Source organism: Streptomyces sp. NPDC048441, from assembly GCF_043200235.1.
Taxonomy (GTDB): domain Bacteria; phylum Actinomycetota; class Actinomycetes; order Streptomycetales; family Streptomycetaceae; genus Streptomyces.
Map to the genome: position 1 here is coordinate 243,381 of NZ_JBICXM010000006.1, position 20,881 is coordinate 264,261.

Sequence of the window (20,881 nt, forward strand, 5' to 3'; positions counted from 1 at the left end):
TCAGTCGACCTCCTCAACCGTCACGAGGTGGCGGACGGTGTTAGCCATTCCGCGGAACTCGGGGCGGTCTTCCTTGACGACCACGTCGTTCAGGCGCTTGAGCCCGAGCGAACGCAGCGTGTCACGGTGGTTCTGCTTGCTGCCGATGTACGACTTCGTCTGCGTGATCTTGAGACGGGCCATTACGCACCCGCTCCCGCACGTGCACGAAGCAGAGCCGCGGGGGCGACGTCCTCGAGGGGCAGACCACGGCGAGCCGCGATCTCCTCGGGACGCTGCAGGCCCTTGAGGGCCGCCACGGTCGCGTGCACGATGTTGATCGCGTTGGACGAGCCGAGCGACTTCGACAGGATGTCGTGAACGCCGGCGCACTCGAGCACAGCACGCACCGGGCCACCGGCGATAACGCCGGTACCGGGGGAAGCAGGCTTGAGCAGGACAACGCCCGCGGCCTTCTCGCCCGTGATCGGGTGCGGGATGGTGCCCTGGATACGCGGAACCTTGAAGAAGCTCTTCTTGGCCTCTTCGACGCCCTTGGCGATGGCCGCGGGAACTTCCTTGGCCTTGCCGTATCCGACACCTACGGTGCCGTCACCGTCGCCCACCACGACCAGCGCGGTGAAGCTGAAGCGGCGACCACCCTTGACTACCTTGGCGACACGGTTGATCGCGACAACGCGCTCAACGTATGCGGTCTTCTCGGCGGCGGCGCCACCGTCGCGACCCTTCCGGTCCCGCCGCTCGCCGCCACCGGCACCGCTTCCGCGGCGCTGGGGTCCAGCCATTGGAATTACCTCTCTCTGTTACGTCCGCTAGCTCCGGAACCGGGGCTTAGAACTTCAGCCCGGCTTCGCGGGCGGCGTCCGCCAGAGCGGCAATGCGCCCGGCGTACTTGTTGCCACCGCGGTCGAACACGACGGTCTCGACACCCGCAGCCTTGGCACGCTCGGCAACGAGCGCGCCGACCTGCTTGGCCTGCGCGGACTTGTCGGCCTCGCCACCGCGGATCGTCGCGTCCAGGGTCGACGCCGACGCAAGGGTGTGACCCTTGAGGTCGTCGATGACCTGAGCAACGATGTTGCGGTTCGAGCGAGTCACGACGAGGCGCGGACGCTCCGCCGTACCCGACACGTTCTTACGGATGCGGATATGGCGGCGAGCCTTGGCGGCACGCTTGTAAGCGTCACCCTTGGCGATCTTTACACCGTATGCCATGGCTTACTTACCTGCCTTTCCGACCTTGCGCCGGATGACTTCGCCCTCGTACTTGACACCCTTGGCCTTGTACGGGTCGGGCTTGCGCAGCTTGCGGATGTTGGCCGCAACCTCGCCGACCTTCTGCTTGTCGATGCCCTCGACCGAAAGCTTGGTCGCGGACTCCACCTTGAAGGTGATGCCCTCAGGGGCCTCGACGAGGATCGGGTGGCTGTAGCCCAGCGAGAACTCCAGGTTGGAGCCCTTCGCGAGTACGCGGTAACCGACACCGCTGATCTCGAGCTTCTTCACATACCCCGTGGTCACACCGGTGATCATGTTCGCCACCAGCGTGCGGGACAGGCCGTGCAGGGCCTTGTTCTGACGCTCGTCGTTCGGGCGGGTGACGCTGAGAACGCCGTCCTCACCCTTAGCGATGTCGATCGGCGCGACGACGGTGTGGGAAAGGGAGCCCTTGGGACCCTTAACCGAGACCGTCCGGCCGTCGATGGTGACGTCCACGCCGGCGGGAACCGTGATGGGGAGCTTGCCAATACGCGACATTAGCTATTCCTCCGTTCCCGACTACCAGACGTAGGCGAGGACTTCCCCACCTACGCCCTTCTTGCCTGCCTGCTGGCCGGTCAGGAGACCGTGGGACGTGGAGATGATCGCCACTCCCAGGCCACCCAGAACCTTCGGCAGGCTGGTGGACTTCGCGTAAACCCGGAGACCGGGCTTGGAGATCCGCTTGATGCCCGCGATGGAGCGCTCACGGTTCGGGCCGAACTTCAGCTCGAGAACGAGGTTCTTGCCAACCTCGGCGTCCTCGACCTTCCAGCCCGTGATGAAGCCCTCCTGCTGGAGGATCTCCGCGATGTGAGACTTGATCTTGCTGTGCGGCATAGCCACGGAGTCGTGGTACGCCGAGTTCGCGTTACGCAGACGAGTCAGCATGTCCGCGATCGGATCAGTCATGGTCATGAATTGGCCTTCGGCCTCTCTCGCCGTGGTTTCCTATCTGCGCCATCCCTCTCCCCACTCAGAGGCGGGACGGGTGCGGCGCGGGGACCTACGGCGTAGTAAGTCGGTCAGGGCGGCAGGCGCCCAACCCTCCTAGCCTAAGGCATAGAGGGGTGGGCTACCTACCGACCAGATACTTACCGAGAGCCTCCAGTAATTCCCAAGTCCCTAAGGACAGAGGGGAATTACCAGGAGCTCTTGGTCACGCCCGGCAGCTCGCCACGGTGAGCCATCTCACGAAGGCAGACGCGGCACAGGCCGAACTTGCGGTACACGGAGTGCGGACGGCCACAGCGCTGGCAGCGGGTGTAGCCGCGCACACCGAACTTGGGCTTACGAGCAGCCTTGGCAATAAGTGCCTTCTTCGCCATCTCGGTTACGCCTCCTTGAAGGGGAAGCCGAGGTGACGGAGAAGGGCACGGCCCTCAGCGTCGTTGGTCGCCGTGGTGACCACGGTGATGTCCATACCCCGGACGCGGTCGATCTTGTCCTGGTCGATCTCGTGGAACATGACCTGCTCCGTGAGACCGAAGGTGTAGTTGCCACGGCCGTCGAACTGCTTGGGGGACAGACCACGGAAGTCGCGGATGCGCGGAAGCGCGAGCGACAGGGTGCGGTCCAGGAACTCCCACATGCGGTCGCCACGGAGCGTGACGTGGCAGCCGATCGGCTGACCCTCGCGCAGCTTGAACTGCGCGATGGACTTCCGGGCCTTGGTGATGGCCGGCTTCTGACCCGTGATGGTGGTCAGGTCACGGACGGCACCGTCCATGAGCTTCGAGTCACGGGCGGCGTCGCCGACACCCATGTTGACCACGATCTTGACGAGACCCGGGGTCTGCATGACGTTCTCGTACGAGAACTCTTCCTGCAGCTTGCCCGCGATCTCCTCGCGGTACTTCGTCTTCAGACGCGGAGTGGTGGTGGTCGTCATCAGATGTCCTCACCCGTCCGCTTGGCAACGCGGATCTTGTTGCCGTCATCGTCGAAGCGGAAACCGACACGCGTGACGACCTTGTTGCCGTCCTTCTCCACGACCAGCTGGACGTTGGAGACGTGGACAGGGGCTTCGGTCGTCACGATGCCGCCGGCCTGCGAACCGCTGGCGGTCGGGCCGGCCTTCGTGTGCTTCTTGACCCGGTTGACACCCTCGACCAGGACGCGCTCGTCGCGCGGGTAAGCGGCAATGACCTTGCCCTGCTTGCCCTTGTCCTTACCGGTGATGACCTGAACCAGGTCGCCCTTCTTGATCTTCATGCTTACAGCACCTCCGGCGCGAGCGAGATGATCTTCATGAACTTCTTCTCGCGCAGCTCACGGCCCACCGGGCCGAAGATACGGGTGCCGCGAGGGTCGCCGTCGTTCTTCAGAATGACGGCGGCGTTCTCGTCGAAGCGGATGTACGAGCCGTCGGGACGGCGGCGCTCCTTGACGGTGCGAACGATGACCGCCTTGACGACGTCACCCTTCTTCACGTTGCCACCGGGGATCGCGTCCTTGACGGTGGCGACAATGACGTCACCGATACCCGCGTAGCGGCGACCCGAGCCACCGAGAACACGAATGGTGAGAATTTCCTTCGCACCCGTGTTGTCGGCGATCCGAAGTCGCGACTCCTGCTGGATCACGTCTATCTCCTGTTTGTCTGCCGGTTCCCGGCGGGGGCCTTATCCCTTACGGGAGCCGGCCCCCACCGAGCCTGGCGGAACTGATCCGAGAGGAAAACCCCTCGGAATTACTTGGCCTTCTCGAGGATCTCGACGATGCGCCAGCGCTTGGTCGCCGACAGCGGACGCGTCTCCATCAGGAGGACGCGGTCGCCGACGCCGGCAGCGTTCTGCTCGTCGTGCGCCTTGAGCTTGTTGGTACGGCGGATGACCTTGCCGTACAGCGCGTGCTTCACGCGGTCCTCGACAGCGACGACGACGGTCTTGTCCATCTTGTCGCTGACGACCAGACCCTCACGGGTCTTGCGGAATCCGCGGTCAGTCTTGGTCTCAGTCACGTTGCTCTCGCTCATCAGGCGCTCTCCACCGTTTCGATGCCCAGCTCGCGCTCACGCATCAGGGTGTAGATCCGCGCGATGTCCTTACGGACGGCCTTGAGCCGACCGTGGTTCTCGAGCTGACCGGTCGCCGCCTGGAAGCGGAGGTTGAACAGCTCTTCCTTGGCTTCGCGGAGCTTCGCGAGAAGCTCCTCGTCACCCAGTTCGCGCAGCTCGGACGCCTTGGTACCGGCCGACATCACGACTCACCTGCCTCGCGCCGAACAATCCGGCACTTCATCGGAAGCTTGTGAGCAGCGCGGGTAAGCGCCTCACGCGCAGTCTTCTCATTCGGGTAGGACAGCTCGAACATCACCCGTCCGGGCTTGACGTTCGCGACCCACCACTCGGGGGAACCCTTACCGGAACCCATGCGGGTCTCGGCGGGCTTCTTCGTCAGCGGGCGGTCCGGATAAATGTTGATCCAGACCTTGCCGCCACGCTTGATGTGGCGGGTCATCGCGATACGAGCCGCCTCGATCTGGCGGTTGGTCACGTACGCCGGAGTGAGGGCCTGAATCCCGTACTCGCCGAACGCAACCTGCGTACCACCCTTGGACATACCGCTGCGCTTGGGGTGGTGCTGCTTGCGGTGCTTGACCCTACGAGGGATCAGCATGTCGGTCAGGCCTCCGTTCCGGTGCTCTCAGCCGGAGCGGCAGCTGCGGCGGGAGCGTCGGCCTTGGGGGCCTCGGCAGCCGGCGCGGACTGCTGCTGCGGCTTGCGGCCGCGGCCGCCACGCTCGCCACCACGGCCACCACGGGCCGGGCGGTCGTTGCCGCCACCACGGGCCGGGCGGTTACCCGCACGGGCCGCGGCGTTCTCGGCGCGGACCTCGGCGATGTTCTTGACGTCGCCCTTGTAGATCCAGACCTTCACGCCGATACGGCCGAAGGTCGTCTTGGCCTCGAAGAAGCCGTAGTCGACGTTCGCACGGAGGGTGTGCAGGGGCACGCGGCCCTCGCGGTAGAACTCCGAGCGAGACATCTCGGCGCCGCCGAGACGGCCGCCACACTGGATCTTGATGCCCTTGGCGCCGGCCTTCATCGTCGACTGCATGCTCTTACGCATGGCGCGACGGAAGGAGACGCGGGAGGACAGCTGCTCCGCAACGGCCTGCGCGACCAGCTGAGCGTCGACCTCGGGGTTCTTGACCTCGAGGATGTTCAGCTGGACCTGCTTGCCCGTGAGCTTCTCGAGGTCGCCGCGGATGCGGTCGGCCTCGGCGCCACGGCGGCCGATGACGATGCCGGGACGCGCGGTGTGGATGTCCACCCGCACGCGGTCACGGGTGCGCTCGATCTCAACCTTCGAGATGCCGGCGCGCTCCATGCCGGACGTCATCATCCTGCGGATGGCGACGTCTTCCTTGACGTAGTCCTTGTACAGCTTGTCGGCGTACCAACGCGACTTGAAGTCGGTGGTGATGCCGAGCCGGAACCCGTGCGGGTTTACCTTCTGGCCCATTACCGGGTTCCTTCCTTGCTGCTGACGACCACGGTGATGTGGCTGGTCCGCTTACGGATCCGGTAGGCACGGCCCTGAGCACGCGGACGGAACCGCTTCAGGGTCGGGCCCTCATCCACGTACGCCTCGCTGATGACCAGCGAAGAGGCGTCACTGTGGTCGTAGTTGTGTGCAGCGTTGGCGATGGCGCTGTCAAGCACCTTGCCAACCGGCACGCTCGCGGCCTGCGGGGCGAAACGCAGGACCGCCTGAGCCTCCGTGGCATCCATGCCACGGATGAGGTCCACCACTCGGCGGGCCTTCATGGGCGTGACGCGGATGTACCGCGCCTGGGCCCTGGCTTCCATGGTTGTCCCTTCGGTGTAAGTCATAGTCGTTCCACCCCGCGCTAGCGGCGCTTCGACTTCCGGTCGTCCTTGACGTGGCCGCGGAAGGTGCGAGTCGGCGAGAACTCGCCGAGCTTGTGGCCGACCATCGCCTCGGTGACGAACACCGGGATGTGGATCTTGCCGTTGTGCACCGCGATCGTGTGGCCCAGCATGGCCGGGACGATCATCGAGCGTCGGGACCAGGTCTTGATGACGTTCTTGGAACCTGCTTCGTTCTGGACATCCACCTTCTTGATGAGGTGTCCGTCGACGAAGGGTCCCTTCTTGAGACTGCGCGGCATCTAAACCCGCTCCTAGCGCTTCTTGTTCGTCTTGCGGCGGCGGACGATGTACTTGCTGCTCGCCTTCTTCGGCGAACGAGTACGACCCTCCTTCTGACCCCACGGCGAGACCGGGTGACGACCACCGGAGGTCTTGCCTTCACCACCACCGTGCGGGTGGTCGACCGGGTTCATCGCCACACCGCGAACGGTCGGGCGAACGCCCAGCCAGCGCTTACGGCCGGCCTTGCCCCAGTTGATGTTCGACTGCTCGGCGTTGCCGACCTCGCCGATCGTGGCGCGGCAGCGGGCGTCGACCAGCCGGATCTCACCGGACGGCATACGAAGGTGGGCCATAGTGCCCTCCTTCGCCAGCAGCTGCACGGAGGCACCCGCGGAGCGGGCGAACTTCGCGCCGCCGCCGGGCCGGAGCTCGATGGCGTGGATGGTCGTACCGACCGGGATGTTGCGGAGGGCCAGGTTGTTGCCCGGCTTGATGTCCGCGCCCGGTCCGTTCTCCACCCGGTCACCCTGCGACAGGTTGCGGGGGGCCAGGATGTAGCGCTTCTCGCCGTCCGCGTAGTGCAGGAGCGCGATGCGCGCGGTGCGGTTCGGGTCGTACTCGATGTGCGCGACCTTCGCCGGCACGCCGTCCTTGTCGTGACGACGGAAGTCGATCACTCGGTAGGCGCGCTTGTGTCCGCCACCCTGGTGGCGAACGGTCACACGACCGGCGTTGTTACGGCCGCCCTTGCTGTGCAGCGGGCGGACCAGCGACTTCTCCGGCGTGGACCGCGTGACCTCGACGAAGTCGGCGACGCTGGAGCCACGACGGCCCGGCGTAGTCGGCTTGTACTTGCGGATTCCCATTTCTCAGTCCTCGTCCGATATTCGGACCAGGGCGCTCCGTTAGGAGGCCTGGCCGAAGATGTCGATACGGTCGCCCTCAGCGAGGGTCACGATGGCGCGCTTCGTGTCAGCGCGCTTGCCAAAACCGGTCTTGGTCCGCTTGCGCTTACCCTGCCGGTTGATCGTGTTGACCCCGGTGACCTTGACCGAGAAGACCGCCTCGACGGCCTGCTTGATCTGGGTCTTGTTGGCGCCCGGCGCCACGACGAAGGTGTACTTGCCCTCGTCGAGAAGCGCGTAGCTCTTCTCCGAGACGACCGGCTTGACGAGAACGTCACGGGGGTCCGTGAAGGACTTGCTCAGCGGAGTCTCAACGGTGTTCTTGCCCTCGGTGGCGTGGCGCTTCGCCTTGGCGAGGCGCGCTGCCTTGGCGACCTTGGCCGCCTTGGGGGCGATGCTCGGGTGACGCGTAGCCATCAGGCTTCGCTCCCTTCGGTCTCATCGGCCTTGTTGGGGCCAGACACGAAGGACTCGAAGGCGGCCTTGGTGAAGACCACGTCGTCCGAGACGAGAACGTCGTACGTGTTCAGCTGGCCCGGCTCCAGGATGTGCACCTGGGGCAGGTTGCGAGCGGAGAGCAGCGAAGTCTCGTCCGCACGGTCGATGACCAGGAGCACGTTCTTGCGCTCGCTGACCTTGCCGAGCAGCGTCTTCGCGGCCTTCGTCGAGATGTCGCCCTCGACCACGTTGGTGACAACGTGGATACGAGCGTTGCGGGCCCGGTCGGTGAGGGCGTGGCGCAGGGCCGCGGCCTTCATCTTCTTCGGGGTCCGCTGCGAGTAGTCACGCGGCTGCGGGCCGTGGACGACGCCACCGCCTGCGAACTGCGGCGCACGGGTCGAACCCTGGCGCGCGCGGCCGGTGCCCTTCTGGCGGTACGGCTTCTTGCCACCACCGCGGACTTCACCGCGGCGCTTGGTCTTGTGCGTGCCCTGACGGGCAGCGGCCAGCTGGGCGACAACGACCTGGTGGAGAAGCGGGATGCTGATCTTCTCTACGTCGAAGATCTCCGCGGGGAGCTCGACCGTCCCGGCCTTGTCGCCTACCGGCGAAAGGATGTCAATGGTGCTCATCGGTTCCTCAAACCCCCTTGGCCGCGGTACGGACCAGGACGAGGCCACCGTTCGGACCGGGGACTGCGCCCTTGATGAGCAGCAGACCCTTCTCCGCGTCAACGGCGTGAACGGTCAGGTTCTGGGTGGTGACCCGCTCGTTGCCCATACGGCCCGCCATGCGGAGGCCCTTGAACACACGGCCCGGGGTGGCACAGCCACCGATGGAACCGGGAGAGCGGTGCTTGCGCTGGGTTCCGTGACCCGCGCCGAGTCCCTTGAAGTTGTGACGCTTCATGACACCGGCGAAGCCCTTGCCCTTGCTCTTGCCCGTGACGTCAACCTTGACGCCGGACTCGAACACCTCCGCAGTGATCTCCTGGCCCAGCGTGTACTCGCTGGCTCCAGGGGTGCGGATCTCCACCAGGTGGCGGCGGGGAGTCACGTCGGCCTTGGCGAAGTGACCCTTGAGGGGCTTGTTCACCTTGCGAGGGTCGATCTCGCCGAAGGCGATCTGGACCGACTCGTAGCCGTCGGAGTCATTGGTGTGGACCTGGGTAACGACGCAGGGTCCGGCCTTGACGACGGTGACCGGGACGACACGGTTGTTCTCGTCCCAGACCTGGGTCATGCCGAGCTTCTCGCCCAGGACGCCCTTGATCTGCTTAGTCATCTGTCCGCGCCTCTCAGAGCTTGATCTCGATGTCGACGCCGGCCGGAAGGTCCAGGCGCATCAACGAGTCAACGGTCTTGGGAGTCGGGTCGAGGATGTCGATCAAGCGCTTGTGCGTGCGCATCTCGAAGTGCTCGCGAGAGTCCTTGTACTTGTGCGGCGACTTGATGACGCAGTACACGTTCTTCTCAGTGGGCAGCGGCACCGGGCCTGCGACCGACGCACCAGTGCGAGTCACCGTCTCGACGATCTTCTTCGCCGAAGAGTCGATGACCTCGTGGTCGTAGGCCTTGAGCCGGATGCGGATCTTCTGTCCCGCCATGGCTACTTGGTAGTCCTGTCTCTCGAAACGCTCTGGAACCCGGTGTTCCATTCATCTTCTGACCGACCCACGCGGTCGGGCGTGTCGCAATCTCACTGACGGAATCTCCCGAAGGAAATCCACTGCTGTGGGATCGCGGCCCAAGGACCGCTGGCCGGGGGAAGAAACCCACCGGGTGCCTGGCTGGTACCCCGCCCACGCTTCCCAGAAGATTCCCGTACGTCCGCTCCAGTGCTGCCTGCGGTCTTGACAACCATCGGCAGATGGGGCGACGAGTACTGTGGGACTCGCTTCCGGTCCTCCCGGCGGGAGGCGCGCAGCATCGGCACTCAACCGAGCAACCCCGACAGTCTGCCATACGGGGCATGGGCCTGGCTAATCGAAGCTGGGCAGCGTACCCGGTGCGTGCCGCAGGTCAAACCTGGGCCCCACTCCCGGCTCGCGCTCACTCGTTCCGGTGAGCCATTGGCATATGCCGCTGCCCCTTTCCCGCAGGGCCCTACGTTGCGCGCATGGTCAGCCCCACACACACACACGAAGCGATGCATCGGCCGGAGGCGTACGTCACGAAGTCCGTCCACGCCGTGCCGCCTACGGCGAAACGGGGGCCCTGGGCGTTCTTGGAATCGCGGACCAGGACGCCCGGCCCGCCAGATCGTCGCCGAGTTGACCGCCAACGCCGCCACTCACGACTACGACCCCGGCCGTGACTTCCGGCTCGCGCTCTACGCCACCGCCGACACCCTCCGCATCGAGGCCGCAGACACCCGCCCCGAACGGCTCCCCGCACCCCAACTCCCCTCCCCCGAGGTCGAGTCAGGGTGCGGACTGCTGCTCGTCGAGGCACTGGCACACCGCTGGGGAGTGACGGAGGACCGCTACCCCCGCAAGGCCGTCTGGGCCGTCTGGGCCGTCTGGGCCGTCTGGGCCGTCTGGGCCGAACTGACCCTCACGCCGCCGGAACCCGTCCCCTCGTGCTCCGGTGCCACGGGCGCCTTTCCCCAAGAAACCTGAGAGGGAGAAAGAACCCCACCAAACCCCACCCCACCTCAGCCCACCGCCCGCCCGGATGCCACCGGCAACACCGAGGACCCCGCTCACTCACGAGAGTGAACATCACCGGCTCAGCTGGATTTTCGATCCCCCAACTGCCCTACTCTCAGCCCTAGTAGGCAAAACAACAGCAGACATGCGACGGCCCCCGCCGGGACTGCAATCCCGAAGCGAGGGCCTGACCACCGAGGAAGAAAAGGCTTCCCGATGGATACCCAGAACCCTAGCGCGCCCCCGCGCGCCCAGTCCGCCGTAGGCGGCAATCAACCCCACGCACGAGCGACCCGCCGCCCCCTCGGCCGCGCGCGCTCCACCGCTGCGCGCCCCTCGGGCATCGCGCACGAAAACACCCGCCACACCACTCGCTTCACGGTGATCGGCAACCACCTCACCCAGCACCAGGAGCTCTCCCTCCTGGCCATCGGCATCGGCTGCCACATCCAGTCGCTGCCCGCAGGGGCCCGCGCCGACATCAAGACGCTCGCCGCCCGCTTCCCGGAGGGCGCCACCCGTATCGCCGGCGCCCTGCGCGAGCTGGAGACCCACGGCTACTTGCGCCGCGACCGCGAACGCACCGCAGCGGGCCGCATCATCACCCGCACGACGTCCTGCAACCAGCCGCACGCCAGCCCACCCCGCACACACACCCCAACGCGGCCGGAGCACCCGGCCCCACACTCACACCCCCAGCCGCGCAAGCAACCCCGCCCCCTCCCCGCCGTACCGCACCCGGCCTACCCGGCCCCGCCCCTCCTCAGCCAGGCCACCGACCTCCTCGCGGACCTGCGCCGCCACGACCCCCGCCTCCTCCTCACCACCCGCGACACGGCCCATCTCGCCCCCGGCGTAGCCGCCTGGCTGGAGCGTGACGTGCCCCCCGCCGCCGTACGCCACGCCCTGACCAGCGACCTGCCCCCCGATGGCCCCCGCCACCCGGCCGCCCTCCTGGCCCACCGCCTGGCAGCACTGCTGCCGCCCACGCCCCTGGCCGCGCCCGCACCACCACCCGTCCGGCACCCGCTCCAGAACTGCGACACCTGCGACCGCGCCTTCCGCGCCCCCGCTCCGGGCCACTGCGGCGGGTGTCGTCCCGTCCTCGGAGCGGCCGCCTAGCATGAACGTGACGACCCTTGCCCCTGGGTACGAACGAGGAGCGCACGCCATGACCGTCACGCCGCACAGCGCACGACAGGGCAGCTCCCAGTACCAGGCGATGCGCGACGCCGTCGTTCACATGGGGGACGCCCTTCCCGGCAAGTTCGAGATCACCCTGGAAGGGATCGTCCACGACCTGATGTCGCCCGTCGGACCCCACGAGCTGACCGCTCTACGCGTCCGCAAGCGCCTGGAGAAGGTGATGCCGGAGGAGCTGGTCGCCCATACGGGGACGCCCGATGTGGAGGACCAGCCCGGCGGGATCATGCGCCACCCGGACATCATGGTGATCGCCGAGGCGGACATGGAGGTCCAGGATTCCTTCGACCCGCGCACTCTCATCGCCGCCATCGAAGTCGTCTCCCGCTCCAGTCCGGACAACGACTGGGTGAGCAAGATGCGCGACTACCCACTCCTGGGAATCCCCATCTACGCGATCTTCGACCCGCGCACGGGCACCGGAGCGGTCCTCTCCGAGATCCATCCGACACCCCAGGGCCCGCGCTACGCCACCCGCAAGGACTTCGTCTACGGCGAGGACATCACCCTCGCCGAGTGGACCATCTCCACCGAGGCGCTCCCGCTCTACTCCTGAGCTCCGCGGCGGTGCGGGGGAGCAAAGGTCCAGCCAGGGTCAGACCCCGCCCACACAAAAAGGCCCGTACGACCGAAGTCGTACGGGCCCTTCCGTTACTGCGTGTACTGCTTGTACTACCTGTACTGCGATGCGCTCAGTTCAGAGCGACCGGGTCTCCCCGATCTTCAAGCAAGCGAGAAGCTTACTTGTTGATCTTGGTGACCTGGCCGGCGCCGACGGTCCGGCCACCCTCACGGATGGCGAACTTCAGGCCCTCTTCCATCGCGACGGGCTGGATGAGCTCAACGGTCATCTCAGTGTTGTCGCCCGGCATGACCATCTCGGTGCCCTCGGGGAGGGTCACGACGCCGGTCACGTCCGTGGTGCGGAAGTAGAACTGCGGGCGGTAGTTGTTGAAGAAGGGGGTGTGACGGCCACCCTCGTCCTTCGACAGGATGTAGGCCTGGGCCTCGAACTCGGTGTGCGGCGTGACCGAACCGGGCTTGATGATGACCTGGCCGCGCTCGACGTCCTCGCGCTTGATGCCACGGAGGAGCAGACCGACGTTCTCACCGGCCTGGCCCTCGTCGAGCAGCTTGCGGAACATCTCGATGCCGGTGACCGTGGTGGTGGTCTTCTCGGTCTTGATGCCGATGATGTCGACGGTCTCGTTGACCTTGAGGACACCACGCTCGATACGACCGGTGACGACGGTGCCACGACCGGTGATCGTGAAGACGTCCTCGATCGGCATCAGGAACGGCTTGTCGACGTCACGCTCGGGCTGCGGGATCGACTCGTCGACGGCGGCCATCAGGTTGAGGATGGAGTCGCCCCACTCCTTGTCGCCCTCGAGCGCCTTGAGAGCCGAGACCTTGACGACCGGAAGGTCGTCGCCCGGGAACTCGTACTCGGAGAGGAGCTCACGAACCTCGAGCTCGACGAGCTCCAGGATCTCCTCGTCGTCCACCATGTCGGCCTTGTTCAGGGCGACGACGATGTACGGAACGCCGACCTGGCGGGCCAGGAGCACGTGCTCCTTGGTCTGCGGCATCGGGCCGTCGGTCGCGGCGACAACGAGGATGGCGCCGTCCATCTGCGCCGCACCCGTGATCATGTTCTTGATGTAGTCCGCGTGACCGGGGCAGTCGACGTGGGCGTAGTGACGGGTCTCCGTCTGGTACTCGACGTGCGCGATCGAGATCGTGATACCGCGCTGGCGCTCTTCGGGAGCCTTGTCGATCTGGTCGAAGGCCGAGGCCTCGTTCAGGTTCGGGTACGCGTCGTGCAGCACCTTGGTAATGGCGGCCGTGAGGGTCGTCTTACCGTGGTCAATGTGACCGATGGTGCCGATGTTGACGTGCGGCTTAGTCCGCTCGAACTTTGCCTTCGCCACTGGGTCCTCCTGCGGAGTGGTTCTGTACGCCTTGCTTCATCGGCGCCAGGTGATCTTTGCTGGGATGCCCGGGGCCCGGGGCACCCGACCCGAAGAGGGTCGGAATGCCCCAGAGACTCCGGAGTCAAGCCTAAAGCGTGAACTCGGTTGAGTTATTCGCCCTTGGCCTTCGCGATGATCTCCTCGGCGACGTTCCGCGGAACCTCGGCGTAGGAGTCGAACTGCATTGAGTAGCTTGCGCGACCCGACGTCTTGCTGCGGAGGTCTCCGACGTAGCCGAACATCTCCGAGAGGGGCACGAGGCCCTTCACGACGCGAGCGCCGCTGCGCTCCTCCATGGCCTGGATCTGACCACGGCGGGAGTTGATGTCGCCGATGACGTCGCCCATGTAGTCCTCGGGCGTGGTGACCTCAACGGACATCATCGGCTCGAGCAGCACGGGGCTTGCCTTGCGCGCGGCCTCCTTGAAGGCCTGCGAACCGGCGATCTTGAAGGCGAGCTCGGAGGAGTCGACCTCGTGGTAGCCACCGTCGAGAAGCGTGACGCGGACGCCAGTCATCTCGTAGCCCGCCAGGATGCCGAACTGCATGGCCTCCTGCGCACCGGCGTCCACCGACGGGATGTACTCCCGCGGGATACGGCCACCGGTGACCTTGTTCACGAACTCGTACGACGCCTCGCCGCCCTCGATGGGCTCGATCGCGATCTGCACCTTGGCGAACTGACCGGTACCACCGGTCTGCTTCTTGTGGGTGTAGTCATGACGCTCGACGGTCTTGCGGATCGTCTCGCGGTACGCGACCTGGGGCTTGCCGACGTTCGCCTCGACGCGGAACTCGCGCTTCATGCGGTCGACGAGCACCTCGAGGTGAAGCTCGCCCATACCACCGATGATGGTCTGGCCGGTCTCCTCGTCCGAGTGGACCTGGAAGGAGGGGTCCTCCTCCGAGAGCCGCTGGATGGCTACACCCAGCTTCTCCTGGTCACCCTTGGACTTGGGCTCGATGGCGACCTCGATGACCGGCGCCGGGAAGTCCATGGACTCCAGGATGACCGGCTTCTTGTCGTCACACAGCGTCTCACCGGTGGTGGTCTGCTTCAGGCCCATGACGGCGACGATGTCACCGGCGCCCACCGACTCGATCTCCTCACGCTTGTTCGCGTGCATTCGGTAGATCTTGCCGATGCGCTCCTTCTTGCCCTTGACCGAGTTCAGCACCGCGGTGCCGGCCTGGAGGCGACCGGAGTAGATCCGGACGAAGGTGAGCTTGCCGAGGTGCGGGTCGCTCGCAATCTTGAACGCGAGAGCCGAAAGCGGCTCCTCGTCCGAAGGCTTGCGCTTGACGATGACCTCGGGGTCCTTGACGTCGTGGCCCTCGATGGCCTCGACGTCCAGGGGGGAAGGCAGGTAACGCACGACCGCGTCGAGCAGGGGCTGGACGCCCTTGTTCTTGAACGCGGTGCCGCAGAACACGGGGGTGACGGTGGTGTCGCCGCCCTTGCCGGAGGCGATGGTGATGCGACGGATCGCCTCGTACAGCTGCTCCTCGGAGGGCTCCTTGCCCTCGAGGTACAGCTCCATCATCTGCTCGTCGTTCTCGGCGACAGCCTCGAGGAGCTTCCCGCGCCACTCATCAGCGGCCTCGGTGTGCGTCGCCGGGATGTCGACGATGTCGTACGCCTCGCCCATCTTGGTCTCAGCGGACCAGACGAAGGCCTTCATCGTGACGAGGTCGACGACACCCTTGAAGTCAGCCTCTGCGCCGATGGGCAGCTGCATGACGATCGGGGTCGCACCGAGGCGGTCGACGATCATGTCGACGCAGCGGTGGAACTCGGCACCCGTACGGTCGAGCTTGTTGACGAAGCAGATACGCGGCACGCCGTAGCGGTCCGCCTGACGCCAGACGGTCTCGGACTGGGGCTCGACGCCGGCGACGCCGTCAAACACCGTCACAGCACCGTCGAGCACACGAAGGGAACGCTCCACCTCGACGGTGAAGTCGACGTGGCCCGGCGTGTCGATGATGTTGATGGTGTGGTCGACGTCGTTCATCGGCCAGTGACAGGTGGTGGCAGCAGAGGTGATCGTGATGCCACGCTCCTGCTCCTGCTCCATCCAGTCCATGGTGGCTGCGCCATCGTGGACTTCACCGATCTTGTACGACACACCGGTGTAGAACAGGATCCGCTCAGTGGTCGTCGTCTTGCCCGCGTCGATGTGGGCCATGATCCCAATGTTGCGGACCTTGGCCAGGTCAAGCGAAGTGGTGGCCATAAGGCTCAGTCTTCTCTCGGTCTCGATGTGGGTGGTGACTACCAGCGGTAGTGCGCGAAGGCCTTGTTGGACTCGGCCATCTTGTGGGTGTCCTCGCGCTTCTTGACGGCCGCACCGAGGCCGTTCGAAGCGTCGAGAAGCTCGTTGAGCAGACGCTCGGTCATCGTCTTCTCGCGGCGGGCGCGGGAGTAACCCACGAGCCAGCGCAGCGCGAGCGTGTTGGCGCGACCGGGCTTGACCTCGATCGGCACCTGGTAGGTGGCGCCACCAACACGGCGGGACTTGACCTCGAGGGTCGGCTTGATGTTCTCGAGCGCGCGCTTGAGGGTGATGACCGGGTCGTTACCGGTCTTCTCCTTCAAGCCCTCCATGGCGCCGTAGACGATGCGCTCGGCGGTGGAGCGCTTGCCGTTCAGCAGCACCTTGTTGATGAGGGAAGTCACCAGAGGGGATCCATAGACCGGGTCGATGATGACCGGGCGCTTCGGGGCGGGGCCCTTACGAGGCATTTCTACTTCTCCTTCTTGGCGCCGTAGCGGCTGCGGGCCTGCTTGCGGTTCTTGACACCCTGGGTGTCAAGGGAGCCGCGGATGATCTTGTAACGAACACCCGGCAGGTCCTTCACACGGCCACCACGCACGAGCACGATGGAGTGCTCCTGCAGGTTGTGTCCCTCACCCGGAATGTAGGCCGTAACCTCGATCCCGGAGGTCAGACGCACACGCGCGACCTTACGGAGTGCCGAGTTCGGCTTCTTCGGGGTGGTCGTGAACACACGCGTGCAGACGCCGCGGCGCTGGGGCGAACCCTCGAGTGCGGGCGTCTTGTTCTTCTCGACCTTGTCCTGCCGGCCCTTCCGGACCAGCTGCTGGATCGTAGGCACTACGTCTCCGGTTTCTGTGTGCCGAATAGTAAAACTAACCTGGAACGTCGCCGACCCACGCGGTCGGGTGTGTCGAATGCTGCAGACTCCCGCCGGAAGGCGAAGAGGGGCGCAGATCACGGTGGCCGTTGACGGACTCACGATGCGGTTGAGGACACGCGCGCGAGCCCAGGCACACCCCAGGCACAAGGTCTGAGCGTACCTACCTCATCGGGGTTGGTCAAAACAAATGCGGTGGGGGGCGACACGCCGGGCTTTTCGGCCCTTCAGCTGGGCGCTTCTGACGCGATCCAGCCGTTCGAAGCGCGAGGGCCATCGCTTTCAGCCGTTCCCGCTCGCACGACGGCCGCCTTCACTACGTTCATCGGTCAGCTTGATGATCGGGGGCGCACATGACAGCCGCGCAGACACCCGGCGACGGCGGCCTCGACGACCGGGTGCCGTTCCTCGCCAGACTGGAGCGTGAGGACCGCTCCGCACTGCTCGCGCTGGGCAGCACACTGCCGTTCGCGGCGCGCGCACCCCTGATCCACCAGAACGAGCCGTCCTCGCACATCCTGCTGATCCTGAACGGCTGGACCAAGGTGACGGCGTCCGCAGCCAACGGCTACGAGGCGCTGCTCGCCCTGCGCGGCCCGGGAGACATCGTCGGCGAGTCCGCCGCGCTGACCGGGCGCCCGCGCTCCGCGACCGTCACCGCGCTCGAACCGGTGCGGGCCGTGGCCGTCCAGCTTCAGCAGTTCACCGGCTTCCTCGCCCGCTCCCCCACGGCCTCCTTCGCCCTGCTCGGGCTCACCTCCGACCGGACACGGGCCGCCGACCGGCGCCGTCTGGAGTTCGCGTCGATGACCGTACGGGAGCGCTTCGCCGCGCTGCTGCTCGACCTGGCCCGCACTCATGGGCGACGTACCGACGAAGGCATCGAACTCGCGGTGCCGCTGAGCAAACAGGAGCTCGCCGGATCCGTGGGCGCGTCCCGGGAGATGGTGCAGCGGCTGCTCAAGGAGCTGCGGAACCGCGAAGCCGTGGCCACCGGGCGGCGCGAGCTGGTGATCCTGCGCCCCGACGTCCTGCGGAAGATCGCCCGCGAGGGCCACGCCGGGCCCTTGTAGTCCGCACCCTATGTCCCCTCCGTACACGTGTAACCCTCAGCGACAAGGCACTCCCCCAAAGTGACTCTGTGCACACGGTCACACTTCGAGTGCGTCATCCGCCCTCACCACGGGGAGCGCCGCACCACCACGCTGCTGGTCAGTACGGATCCCCCACCTGAAGGGCGACCATGACCGACCCCGTGAGCCGCACCATCCTGCTGCTCGACATCGAGAAGTACAGCGACCGGGACGACGTGGAGCAGGCCTATCTGCGGCGCATGCTCTACGACATCACCGATCGCGCCCTGGAGAACGCGGGCATCGAGGAGACGCTGCGGCTCCGCGCGGACCGCGGTGACAGCGTGATGGAGCTGATCGACGCCAACGCCTCGCTGACCGCGCTGCTCCGCGCCCTGCTCACCGAGGTGCCTGCGCAGCTGCGCGCGGTGAACCGGATGGCGTCCAGCTCCGCGCAGATCAGACTGCGGGCCGTGCTGGCGACGGGGTACGTGGCGGTGGACGAGCTCGACGGCTGGGTCGGCTCCGACCTCAACCACGCCTGCCGGCTGCTCGACGCCGAGGTCCTCCGGGCGGCGCTGCGGGAGCGCACGGACGACTTCGCGCTGTGCGTCTCACAGAGCGTGTACGCCGGGATCGTGCGGCACGACCGTCCGGGCGTACCGGCGGACGGCTTCCACGCCGTCAGGGTCGAGAGCAAGAACGGGACGCTGGAGGCGTGGCTGCACGGGCCGGTGCCGGGCCCGCATCAGGACCAGGACCAGGACCACTGTGAGAGGGGGGCCGGGGCAGGAGGCCGCCCCCCGCCCTGGCGGCACCGCCTTCACCTTCAACGGCGGCTCACCGAGCTTCGGCGGCAGCCTGGTCGGCGGCGACCAGCACGGGGTGTCCGGCGGGACCGTGCACGGCGACGTCCACCTCGGCGGTACGCGGAGCGGTGAGGACGCATGACCGCGTACGCGGAACAGCAGGCGGGCCGGGAGCGGCCCCCCGCCCCGGACGCCGAGGGCGGCGCGGCACCGCCCCAGGGCGCTCCGGACGGCCAGCCGGAGCAGCCGGACGAGCCACAGGAGGCCCATGCGGCGCGGCGCGAACTCATCGAGCACGCACCGGAGTTCATCCTCGGCGCCTCGGCCGCGTTCGGCGGCTCCCTGGTCGGCGGCAGCCAGCACGGGGTGTCCGGCGGTCAGGTCGCCGGCGATGTCTTCATGGGCGGCAAGACCGAGCACCACCACCACGGCCCCGCGGGGCCCCGCCACGCGTCCGGCGAGATCCCGCGCGCCGAACTCGACCGCCTCGCCGCGGTCTTCGCCGAGAGCGGCTCCTTCGCCCCTGCGCTCGAGCGGCTCTCCCGGGAGCGGGTGGTGGTCCTCACCGGGGCACACTCCACCGGGCGCCGCGCCGCCGCCCTGATGCTGCTGCACCGGGTAGGCGTGCGTTCCGTGCGCGCCCTGGACCCCGATGTGTCGCCCGCCGCCATACCGGACCAGATCACCGGGGCGCACGGGCACGTACTGTGCGAGCTCGCCCTCAGCAGGGGGCGGCCGCTGCGCGAGCATCATGTCCTCGCCGCGCGGGAGCGGCTGCGGGAACGAGACGGCTATCTCGTCGTGACGGCCGAGCGGACCGCGGCACTGCACGGCGTCGGAACCGAGCGCTGGGAGCCGCCCCAGGCCGTCGACATCCTCTACAACCACCTCGGCCACCTGCTCGGCAGGAGCGGCGCCGACGAGGTGTCCGGTCTTGACGTGGTGCGCGACTTCCTCGCCCACGACCACCGGCCGCAGGAGCTTGCCGCCTTCGCCGAGCGGCTCGCCGACTTCCACCGCGGCGGCGTGTCGCTGGACGAGCTCGCGGGATTCAGCCGGGCCACGGTCGAACGGCAGGTGCGGCAGTGGTTCGACGATGCCGCGACCGGCCTGCGCGACAAGGCCTTCCTGATCTCCCTCGCGGTCTTCGACCAGGCGCCGTACACGCTCGCCGCCGAGCTCGGTGACCGGCTCTTCGCGGAGCTCCAGCTGACCGAGACTCCGCAGGAGACCGCGCGGATCCCGGTCTTCGGCTCCTCCCCCGCCGAGCGCCTCCGCCTGGCCCGCGCCCGCGGCTACGAGGAGAACGAAGCCACGGAGTGGGGCCCCGTCCCCCAGTTGATGGCCGAGTACGAGGACCCGCGCACCGCCCGCGTCCTGCTCGAGGAGGTGTGGACCGGGCAGCCGTCCGCGCGGCCCGCCCTGGTCCGCTGGATCAAGCAGCTCGCCGCCGATCCCCGGCCCGTCGTACGCACCCGGGCCGCGGCCTGCACCGCGCTGCTCGCCACCGCCGACCTGCCATCGGCCATGGCCCAGCTCATCGACGGCTGGGCCACCACGCGCGCCTTCGCGCCCCGTCTCATCGCCGCGAACGCGCTGACCCTGGCCCACCTCCTCGGTGTCCCTGCCGTCCCGCGCATCCTCGCCCAGTGGTGCACCGACCGGCACTACGCCCGCCGCTGGACGGCGATCCGCGGCTACGCCCTGCTCGCGCCGCTCAGCCCCGACCAGGCGTCGGCCGCCCTCGACGCACTCGCGGGCCGCGCCCGGTCCGACGCGAGCAGCGACTACGAGCAGGGCCAGCTGGCCCAGTCGGCGGCATTGCTCCTGGCTGCGGGGGACCGCGCCGAGATGCTGGGTTCGCTGGCCGCGCTCGGCCGCCAGGAGTCGCCCGCCATCCGTTCCTTCGTGCTCTCCTCCTTCGTCACGGCCTGCACGCACACCGACGAGGACGGAGTGCTCGCCTGGTTCGCGGCGGAAGGGGTGCGCAACCCCGACGGCATCCGCGACCTGGCCACGCTCTGGCGCCTGGGGCTGAACGACCGCACGCACACGCGGGCCACCCTCGACGCGCTGCGTTCTTGGCTTTACGAAGCCGAACGGCACCCCGAGACCGAGTTCGCCCTCGCCACCCTGCTCCCGCAGCTCGTCGCCAGCGGCGAGGACCTGTCCCGGCTCAGCCATCTGCTGCGCACCGCGCCGGGCGAGCGGGGCGGGCCGCCGCCCGAGGCCGCCGGTCGCCTGCTGACCGTACTGACATCCCCTTCACCTAGGAGTTGAGCCC

Annotated in this window: 29 protein-coding genes and 2 pseudogenes; 6 read left to right on the plus strand and 25 right to left on the minus strand. The window is 67.0% G+C overall.

From position 1 onward, the window contains the following. The 21 genes and pseudogenes from rpmD to ACGFSB_RS17400 all read right to left on the minus strand — a co-directional run. Positions 1-183, minus strand: coding sequence for a 50S ribosomal protein L30 (gene rpmD, locus ACGFSB_RS17300; protein WP_041985698.1), 183 nt, complete (start codon positions 181-183; stop codon positions 1-3). Continuing rightward, positions 183-785 (minus strand): 30S ribosomal protein S5, encoded by a 603-nt coding sequence (gene rpsE / locus ACGFSB_RS17305; RefSeq protein ID WP_383319529.1) that lies wholly within the window; start codon positions 783-785, stop codon positions 183-185. Before rpsE ends, rpmD begins: the two co-directional genes overlap by 1 nt. 46 nt (positions 786-831) lie before the next feature. Next, positions 832-1,215, minus strand: a complete 384-nt coding sequence (gene rplR / locus ACGFSB_RS17310) for a 50S ribosomal protein L18 (RefSeq protein WP_393399547.1) — start codon at positions 1,213-1,215, stop codon at positions 832-834. A gap of 3 nt (positions 1,216-1,218) precedes the next feature. Further along, positions 1,219-1,758, minus strand: a complete 540-nt coding sequence (gene rplF / locus ACGFSB_RS17315; protein WP_249588331.1) for a 50S ribosomal protein L6 — start codon at positions 1,756-1,758, stop codon at positions 1,219-1,221. 21 nt (positions 1,759-1,779) lie between these two features. Then, complete coding sequence (gene rpsH / locus ACGFSB_RS17320) at positions 1,780-2,178, minus strand: 30S ribosomal protein S8 (protein ID WP_393399550.1); 399 nt, start codon at positions 2,176-2,178, stop codon at positions 1,780-1,782. 224 nt (positions 2,179-2,402) lie between these two features. After that, positions 2,403-2,588 carry a type Z 30S ribosomal protein S14 gene (locus ACGFSB_RS17325; protein WP_003948630.1) on the minus strand — a complete coding sequence of 62 codons (186 nt, stop codon included), beginning with the start codon at positions 2,586-2,588 and terminating at the stop codon, positions 2,403-2,405. Between the two features lie 5 nt (positions 2,589-2,593). Then, on the minus strand, positions 2,594-3,151 hold the full coding sequence (gene rplE, locus ACGFSB_RS17330; protein WP_249588332.1) for a 50S ribosomal protein L5: 558 nt from the start codon (positions 3,149-3,151) through the stop codon (positions 2,594-2,596). Continuing rightward, the gene (rplX, locus tag ACGFSB_RS17335) at positions 3,151-3,474 is read right to left on the minus strand and encodes a 50S ribosomal protein L24 (RefSeq protein WP_160506664.1); all 324 of its coding nucleotides are present in this window, start codon (positions 3,472-3,474) and stop codon (positions 3,151-3,153) included. Before rplX ends, rplE begins: the two co-directional genes overlap by 1 nt. A gap of 2 nt (positions 3,475-3,476) precedes the next feature. Continuing rightward, positions 3,477-3,845, minus strand: coding sequence for a 50S ribosomal protein L14 (gene rplN, locus ACGFSB_RS17340; protein WP_073768975.1), 369 nt, complete (start codon positions 3,843-3,845; stop codon positions 3,477-3,479). Positions 3,846-3,952: 107 nt separating this feature from the next. After that, positions 3,953-4,237, minus strand: a complete 285-nt coding sequence (gene rpsQ / locus ACGFSB_RS17345) for a 30S ribosomal protein S17 (RefSeq protein ID WP_055564830.1) — start codon at positions 4,235-4,237, stop codon at positions 3,953-3,955. Further along, on the minus strand, positions 4,237-4,461 hold the full coding sequence (gene rpmC / locus ACGFSB_RS17350; protein ID WP_003998824.1) for a 50S ribosomal protein L29: 225 nt from the start codon (positions 4,459-4,461) through the stop codon (positions 4,237-4,239). Before rpmC ends, rpsQ begins: the two co-directional genes overlap by 1 nt. Beyond that, positions 4,461-4,880 (minus strand): 50S ribosomal protein L16, encoded by a 420-nt coding sequence (gene rplP / locus ACGFSB_RS17355; RefSeq protein ID WP_135332557.1) that lies wholly within the window; start codon positions 4,878-4,880, stop codon positions 4,461-4,463. The genes rpmC and rplP overlap by 1 nt, the downstream gene beginning before the upstream one ends. 5 nt (positions 4,881-4,885) lie before the next feature. Beyond that, a complete protein-coding gene (gene rpsC, locus ACGFSB_RS17360) occupies positions 4,886-5,728 on the minus strand; it encodes a 30S ribosomal protein S3 (protein WP_160506663.1) in 843 nt (280 codons plus the stop codon). Continuing rightward, complete coding sequence (gene rplV / locus ACGFSB_RS17365; RefSeq protein WP_016645177.1) at positions 5,728-6,075, minus strand: 50S ribosomal protein L22; 348 nt, start codon at positions 6,073-6,075, stop codon at positions 5,728-5,730. Before rplV ends, rpsC begins: the two co-directional genes overlap by 1 nt. 41 nt (positions 6,076-6,116) lie before the next feature. Then, a complete protein-coding gene (rpsS, locus tag ACGFSB_RS17370) occupies positions 6,117-6,398 on the minus strand; it encodes a 30S ribosomal protein S19 (protein ID WP_393399557.1) in 282 nt (93 codons plus the stop codon). 12 nt (positions 6,399-6,410) lie between these two features. Then, positions 6,411-7,247: a 50S ribosomal protein L2 gene (gene rplB / locus ACGFSB_RS17375; RefSeq protein WP_363311042.1), complete on the minus strand. Its 837-nt coding sequence runs from the start codon at positions 7,245-7,247 to the stop codon at positions 6,411-6,413. Positions 7,248-7,286: 39 nt separating this feature from the next. Next, on the minus strand, positions 7,287-7,703 hold the full coding sequence (rplW, locus tag ACGFSB_RS17380; protein ID WP_351170411.1) for a 50S ribosomal protein L23: 417 nt from the start codon (positions 7,701-7,703) through the stop codon (positions 7,287-7,289). After that, positions 7,703-8,359 (minus strand): 50S ribosomal protein L4, encoded by a 657-nt coding sequence (gene rplD / locus ACGFSB_RS17385; protein WP_393399561.1) that lies wholly within the window; start codon positions 8,357-8,359, stop codon positions 7,703-7,705. Before rplD ends, rplW begins: the two co-directional genes overlap by 1 nt. Before the next feature lie 7 nt (positions 8,360-8,366). Further along, positions 8,367-9,011 (minus strand): 50S ribosomal protein L3, encoded by a 645-nt coding sequence (gene rplC / locus ACGFSB_RS17390; protein WP_383319515.1) that lies wholly within the window; start codon positions 9,009-9,011, stop codon positions 8,367-8,369. 13 nt (positions 9,012-9,024) lie between these two features. Continuing rightward, complete coding sequence (gene rpsJ / locus ACGFSB_RS17395; RefSeq protein WP_003948644.1) at positions 9,025-9,333, minus strand: 30S ribosomal protein S10; 309 nt, start codon at positions 9,331-9,333, stop codon at positions 9,025-9,027. Between the two features lie 499 nt (positions 9,334-9,832). Continuing rightward, positions 9,833-10,009 (minus strand): annotated as a pseudogene (locus tag ACGFSB_RS17400) (DUF397 domain-containing protein); the annotation flags it as partial. On the opposite strand from ACGFSB_RS17400, the pseudogene ACGFSB_RS17405 reads away from it, so the two are divergent. The 3 genes and pseudogenes from ACGFSB_RS17405 to ACGFSB_RS17415 form a co-directional block, all read left to right on the plus strand. Beyond that, positions 9,949-10,347, plus strand: a pseudogene (locus ACGFSB_RS17405) (ATP-binding protein); the annotation flags it as partial. The pseudogenes ACGFSB_RS17400 and ACGFSB_RS17405 sit on opposite strands and share 61 nt — an antisense overlap. A gap of 246 nt (positions 10,348-10,593) precedes the next feature. Next, positions 10,594-11,499: a helix-turn-helix domain-containing protein gene (locus ACGFSB_RS17410; RefSeq protein ID WP_393399564.1), complete on the plus strand. Its 906-nt coding sequence runs from the start codon at positions 10,594-10,596 to the stop codon at positions 11,497-11,499. A gap of 49 nt (positions 11,500-11,548) precedes the next feature. Continuing rightward, a complete protein-coding gene (locus ACGFSB_RS17415; RefSeq protein ID WP_393399567.1) occupies positions 11,549-12,136 on the plus strand; it encodes a Uma2 family endonuclease in 588 nt (195 codons plus the stop codon). Between the two features lie 184 nt (positions 12,137-12,320). Here ACGFSB_RS17415 and tuf read toward each other — a convergent pair whose 3' ends face one another. The 4 genes from tuf to rpsL form a co-directional block, all read right to left on the minus strand. Continuing rightward, positions 12,321-13,514, minus strand: coding sequence for an elongation factor Tu (gene tuf, locus ACGFSB_RS17420; RefSeq protein ID WP_393399569.1), 1,194 nt, complete (start codon positions 13,512-13,514; stop codon positions 12,321-12,323). Positions 13,515-13,666: 152 nt separating this feature from the next. After that, positions 13,667-15,793: an elongation factor G gene (fusA, locus tag ACGFSB_RS17425; RefSeq protein WP_393399572.1), complete on the minus strand. Its 2,127-nt coding sequence runs from the start codon at positions 15,791-15,793 to the stop codon at positions 13,667-13,669. 38 nt (positions 15,794-15,831) lie between these two features. Continuing rightward, positions 15,832-16,302, minus strand: a complete 471-nt coding sequence (gene rpsG / locus ACGFSB_RS17430) for a 30S ribosomal protein S7 (protein ID WP_055553483.1) — start codon at positions 16,300-16,302, stop codon at positions 15,832-15,834. 2 nt (positions 16,303-16,304) lie between these two features. Then, a complete protein-coding gene (rpsL, locus tag ACGFSB_RS17435; protein WP_003948652.1) occupies positions 16,305-16,676 on the minus strand; it encodes a 30S ribosomal protein S12 in 372 nt (123 codons plus the stop codon). 392 nt (positions 16,677-17,068) lie between these two features. Here rpsL and ACGFSB_RS17440 point away from each other — a divergent pair, with 392 nt between their 5' ends. The 3 genes from ACGFSB_RS17440 to ACGFSB_RS17450 all read left to right on the plus strand — a co-directional run bounded on the left by ACGFSB_RS17440 (position 17,069) and on the right by ACGFSB_RS17450 (position 20,877). After that, complete coding sequence (locus ACGFSB_RS17440) at positions 17,069-17,788, plus strand: Crp/Fnr family transcriptional regulator (protein WP_393399576.1); 720 nt, start codon at positions 17,069-17,071, stop codon at positions 17,786-17,788. Positions 17,789-17,958: 170 nt separating this feature from the next. Then, positions 17,959-18,729: a hypothetical protein gene (locus tag ACGFSB_RS17445; protein ID WP_393399579.1), complete on the plus strand. Its 771-nt coding sequence runs from the start codon at positions 17,959-17,961 to the stop codon at positions 18,727-18,729. A 6-nt stretch (positions 18,730-18,735) separates the two neighbouring features. Further along, positions 18,736-20,877: a hypothetical protein gene (locus ACGFSB_RS17450; RefSeq protein ID WP_393399581.1), complete on the plus strand. Its 2,142-nt coding sequence runs from the start codon at positions 18,736-18,738 to the stop codon at positions 20,875-20,877. The last annotated feature ends 4 nt before the right edge of the window (positions 20,878-20,881 follow it).

What these genes read in the sequence shown, in the direction of transcription:
- ACGFSB_RS17445 (WP_393399579.1), top strand. Translation starts at nt 17,959, where the DNA reads ATGACCGACCCCGTGAGCCGCACCATCCTGCTGCTCGACATCGAGAAG.
- rplF (WP_249588331.1), bottom strand. Translation starts at nt 1,758, where the DNA reads ATGTCGCGTATTGGCAAGCTCCCCATCACGGTTCCCGCCGGCGTGGAC.
- rplV (WP_016645177.1), bottom strand. Translation starts at nt 6,075, where the DNA reads ATGGAAGCCAGGGCCCAGGCGCGGTACATCCGCGTCACGCCCATGAAG.
- ACGFSB_RS17410 (WP_393399564.1), top strand. Translation starts at nt 10,594, where the DNA reads ATGGATACCCAGAACCCTAGCGCGCCCCCGCGCGCCCAGTCCGCCGTA.
- rpsG (WP_055553483.1), bottom strand. Translation starts at nt 16,302, where the DNA reads ATGCCTCGTAAGGGCCCCGCCCCGAAGCGCCCGGTCATCATCGACCCG.
- rpsH (WP_393399550.1), bottom strand. Translation starts at nt 2,178, where the DNA reads ATGACCATGACTGATCCGATCGCGGACATGCTGACTCGTCTGCGTAAC.
- rpsE (WP_383319529.1), bottom strand. Translation starts at nt 785, where the DNA reads ATGGCTGGACCCCAGCGCCGCGGAAGCGGTGCCGGTGGCGGCGAGCGG.
- rpsJ (WP_003948644.1), bottom strand. Translation starts at nt 9,333, where the DNA reads ATGGCGGGACAGAAGATCCGCATCCGGCTCAAGGCCTACGACCACGAG.
- ACGFSB_RS17325 (WP_003948630.1), bottom strand. Translation starts at nt 2,588, where the DNA reads ATGGCGAAGAAGGCACTTATTGCCAAGGCTGCTCGTAAGCCCAAGTTC.
- rplC (WP_383319515.1), bottom strand. Translation starts at nt 9,011, where the DNA reads ATGACTAAGCAGATCAAGGGCGTCCTGGGCGAGAAGCTCGGCATGACC.
- rplE (WP_249588332.1), bottom strand. Translation starts at nt 3,151, where the DNA reads ATGACGACCACCACCACTCCGCGTCTGAAGACGAAGTACCGCGAGGAG.
- rpmD (WP_041985698.1), bottom strand. Translation starts at nt 183, where the DNA reads ATGGCCCGTCTCAAGATCACGCAGACGAAGTCGTACATCGGCAGCAAG.
- rplB (WP_363311042.1), bottom strand. Translation starts at nt 7,247, where the DNA reads ATGGGAATCCGCAAGTACAAGCCGACTACGCCGGGCCGTCGTGGCTCC.
- rpsS (WP_393399557.1), bottom strand. Translation starts at nt 6,398, where the DNA reads ATGCCGCGCAGTCTCAAGAAGGGACCCTTCGTCGACGGACACCTCATC.
- rplD (WP_393399561.1), bottom strand. Translation starts at nt 8,359, where the DNA reads ATGAGCACCATTGACATCCTTTCGCCGGTAGGCGACAAGGCCGGGACG.
- rplX (WP_160506664.1), bottom strand. Translation starts at nt 3,474, where the DNA reads ATGAAGATCAAGAAGGGCGACCTGGTTCAGGTCATCACCGGTAAGGAC.
- rplR (WP_393399547.1), bottom strand. Translation starts at nt 1,215, where the DNA reads ATGGCATACGGTGTAAAGATCGCCAAGGGTGACGCTTACAAGCGTGCC.
- ACGFSB_RS17440 (WP_393399576.1), top strand. Translation starts at nt 17,069, where the DNA reads ATGACAGCCGCGCAGACACCCGGCGACGGCGGCCTCGACGACCGGGTG.
- ACGFSB_RS17415 (WP_393399567.1), top strand. Translation starts at nt 11,549, where the DNA reads ATGACCGTCACGCCGCACAGCGCACGACAGGGCAGCTCCCAGTACCAG.
- rplW (WP_351170411.1), bottom strand. Translation starts at nt 7,703, where the DNA reads ATGGCTACGCGTCACCCGAGCATCGCCCCCAAGGCGGCCAAGGTCGCC.
- rplP (WP_135332557.1), bottom strand. Translation starts at nt 4,880, where the DNA reads ATGCTGATCCCTCGTAGGGTCAAGCACCGCAAGCAGCACCACCCCAAG.
- fusA (WP_393399572.1), bottom strand. Translation starts at nt 15,793, where the DNA reads ATGGCCACCACTTCGCTTGACCTGGCCAAGGTCCGCAACATTGGGATC.
- rpsC (WP_160506663.1), bottom strand. Translation starts at nt 5,728, where the DNA reads ATGGGCCAGAAGGTAAACCCGCACGGGTTCCGGCTCGGCATCACCACC.
- rpmC (WP_003998824.1), bottom strand. Translation starts at nt 4,461, where the DNA reads ATGTCGGCCGGTACCAAGGCGTCCGAGCTGCGCGAACTGGGTGACGAG.
- ACGFSB_RS17450 (WP_393399581.1), top strand. Translation starts at nt 18,736, where the DNA reads ATGACCGCGTACGCGGAACAGCAGGCGGGCCGGGAGCGGCCCCCCGCC.
- rpsQ (WP_055564830.1), bottom strand. Translation starts at nt 4,237, where the DNA reads ATGAGCGAGAGCAACGTGACTGAGACCAAGACTGACCGCGGATTCCGC.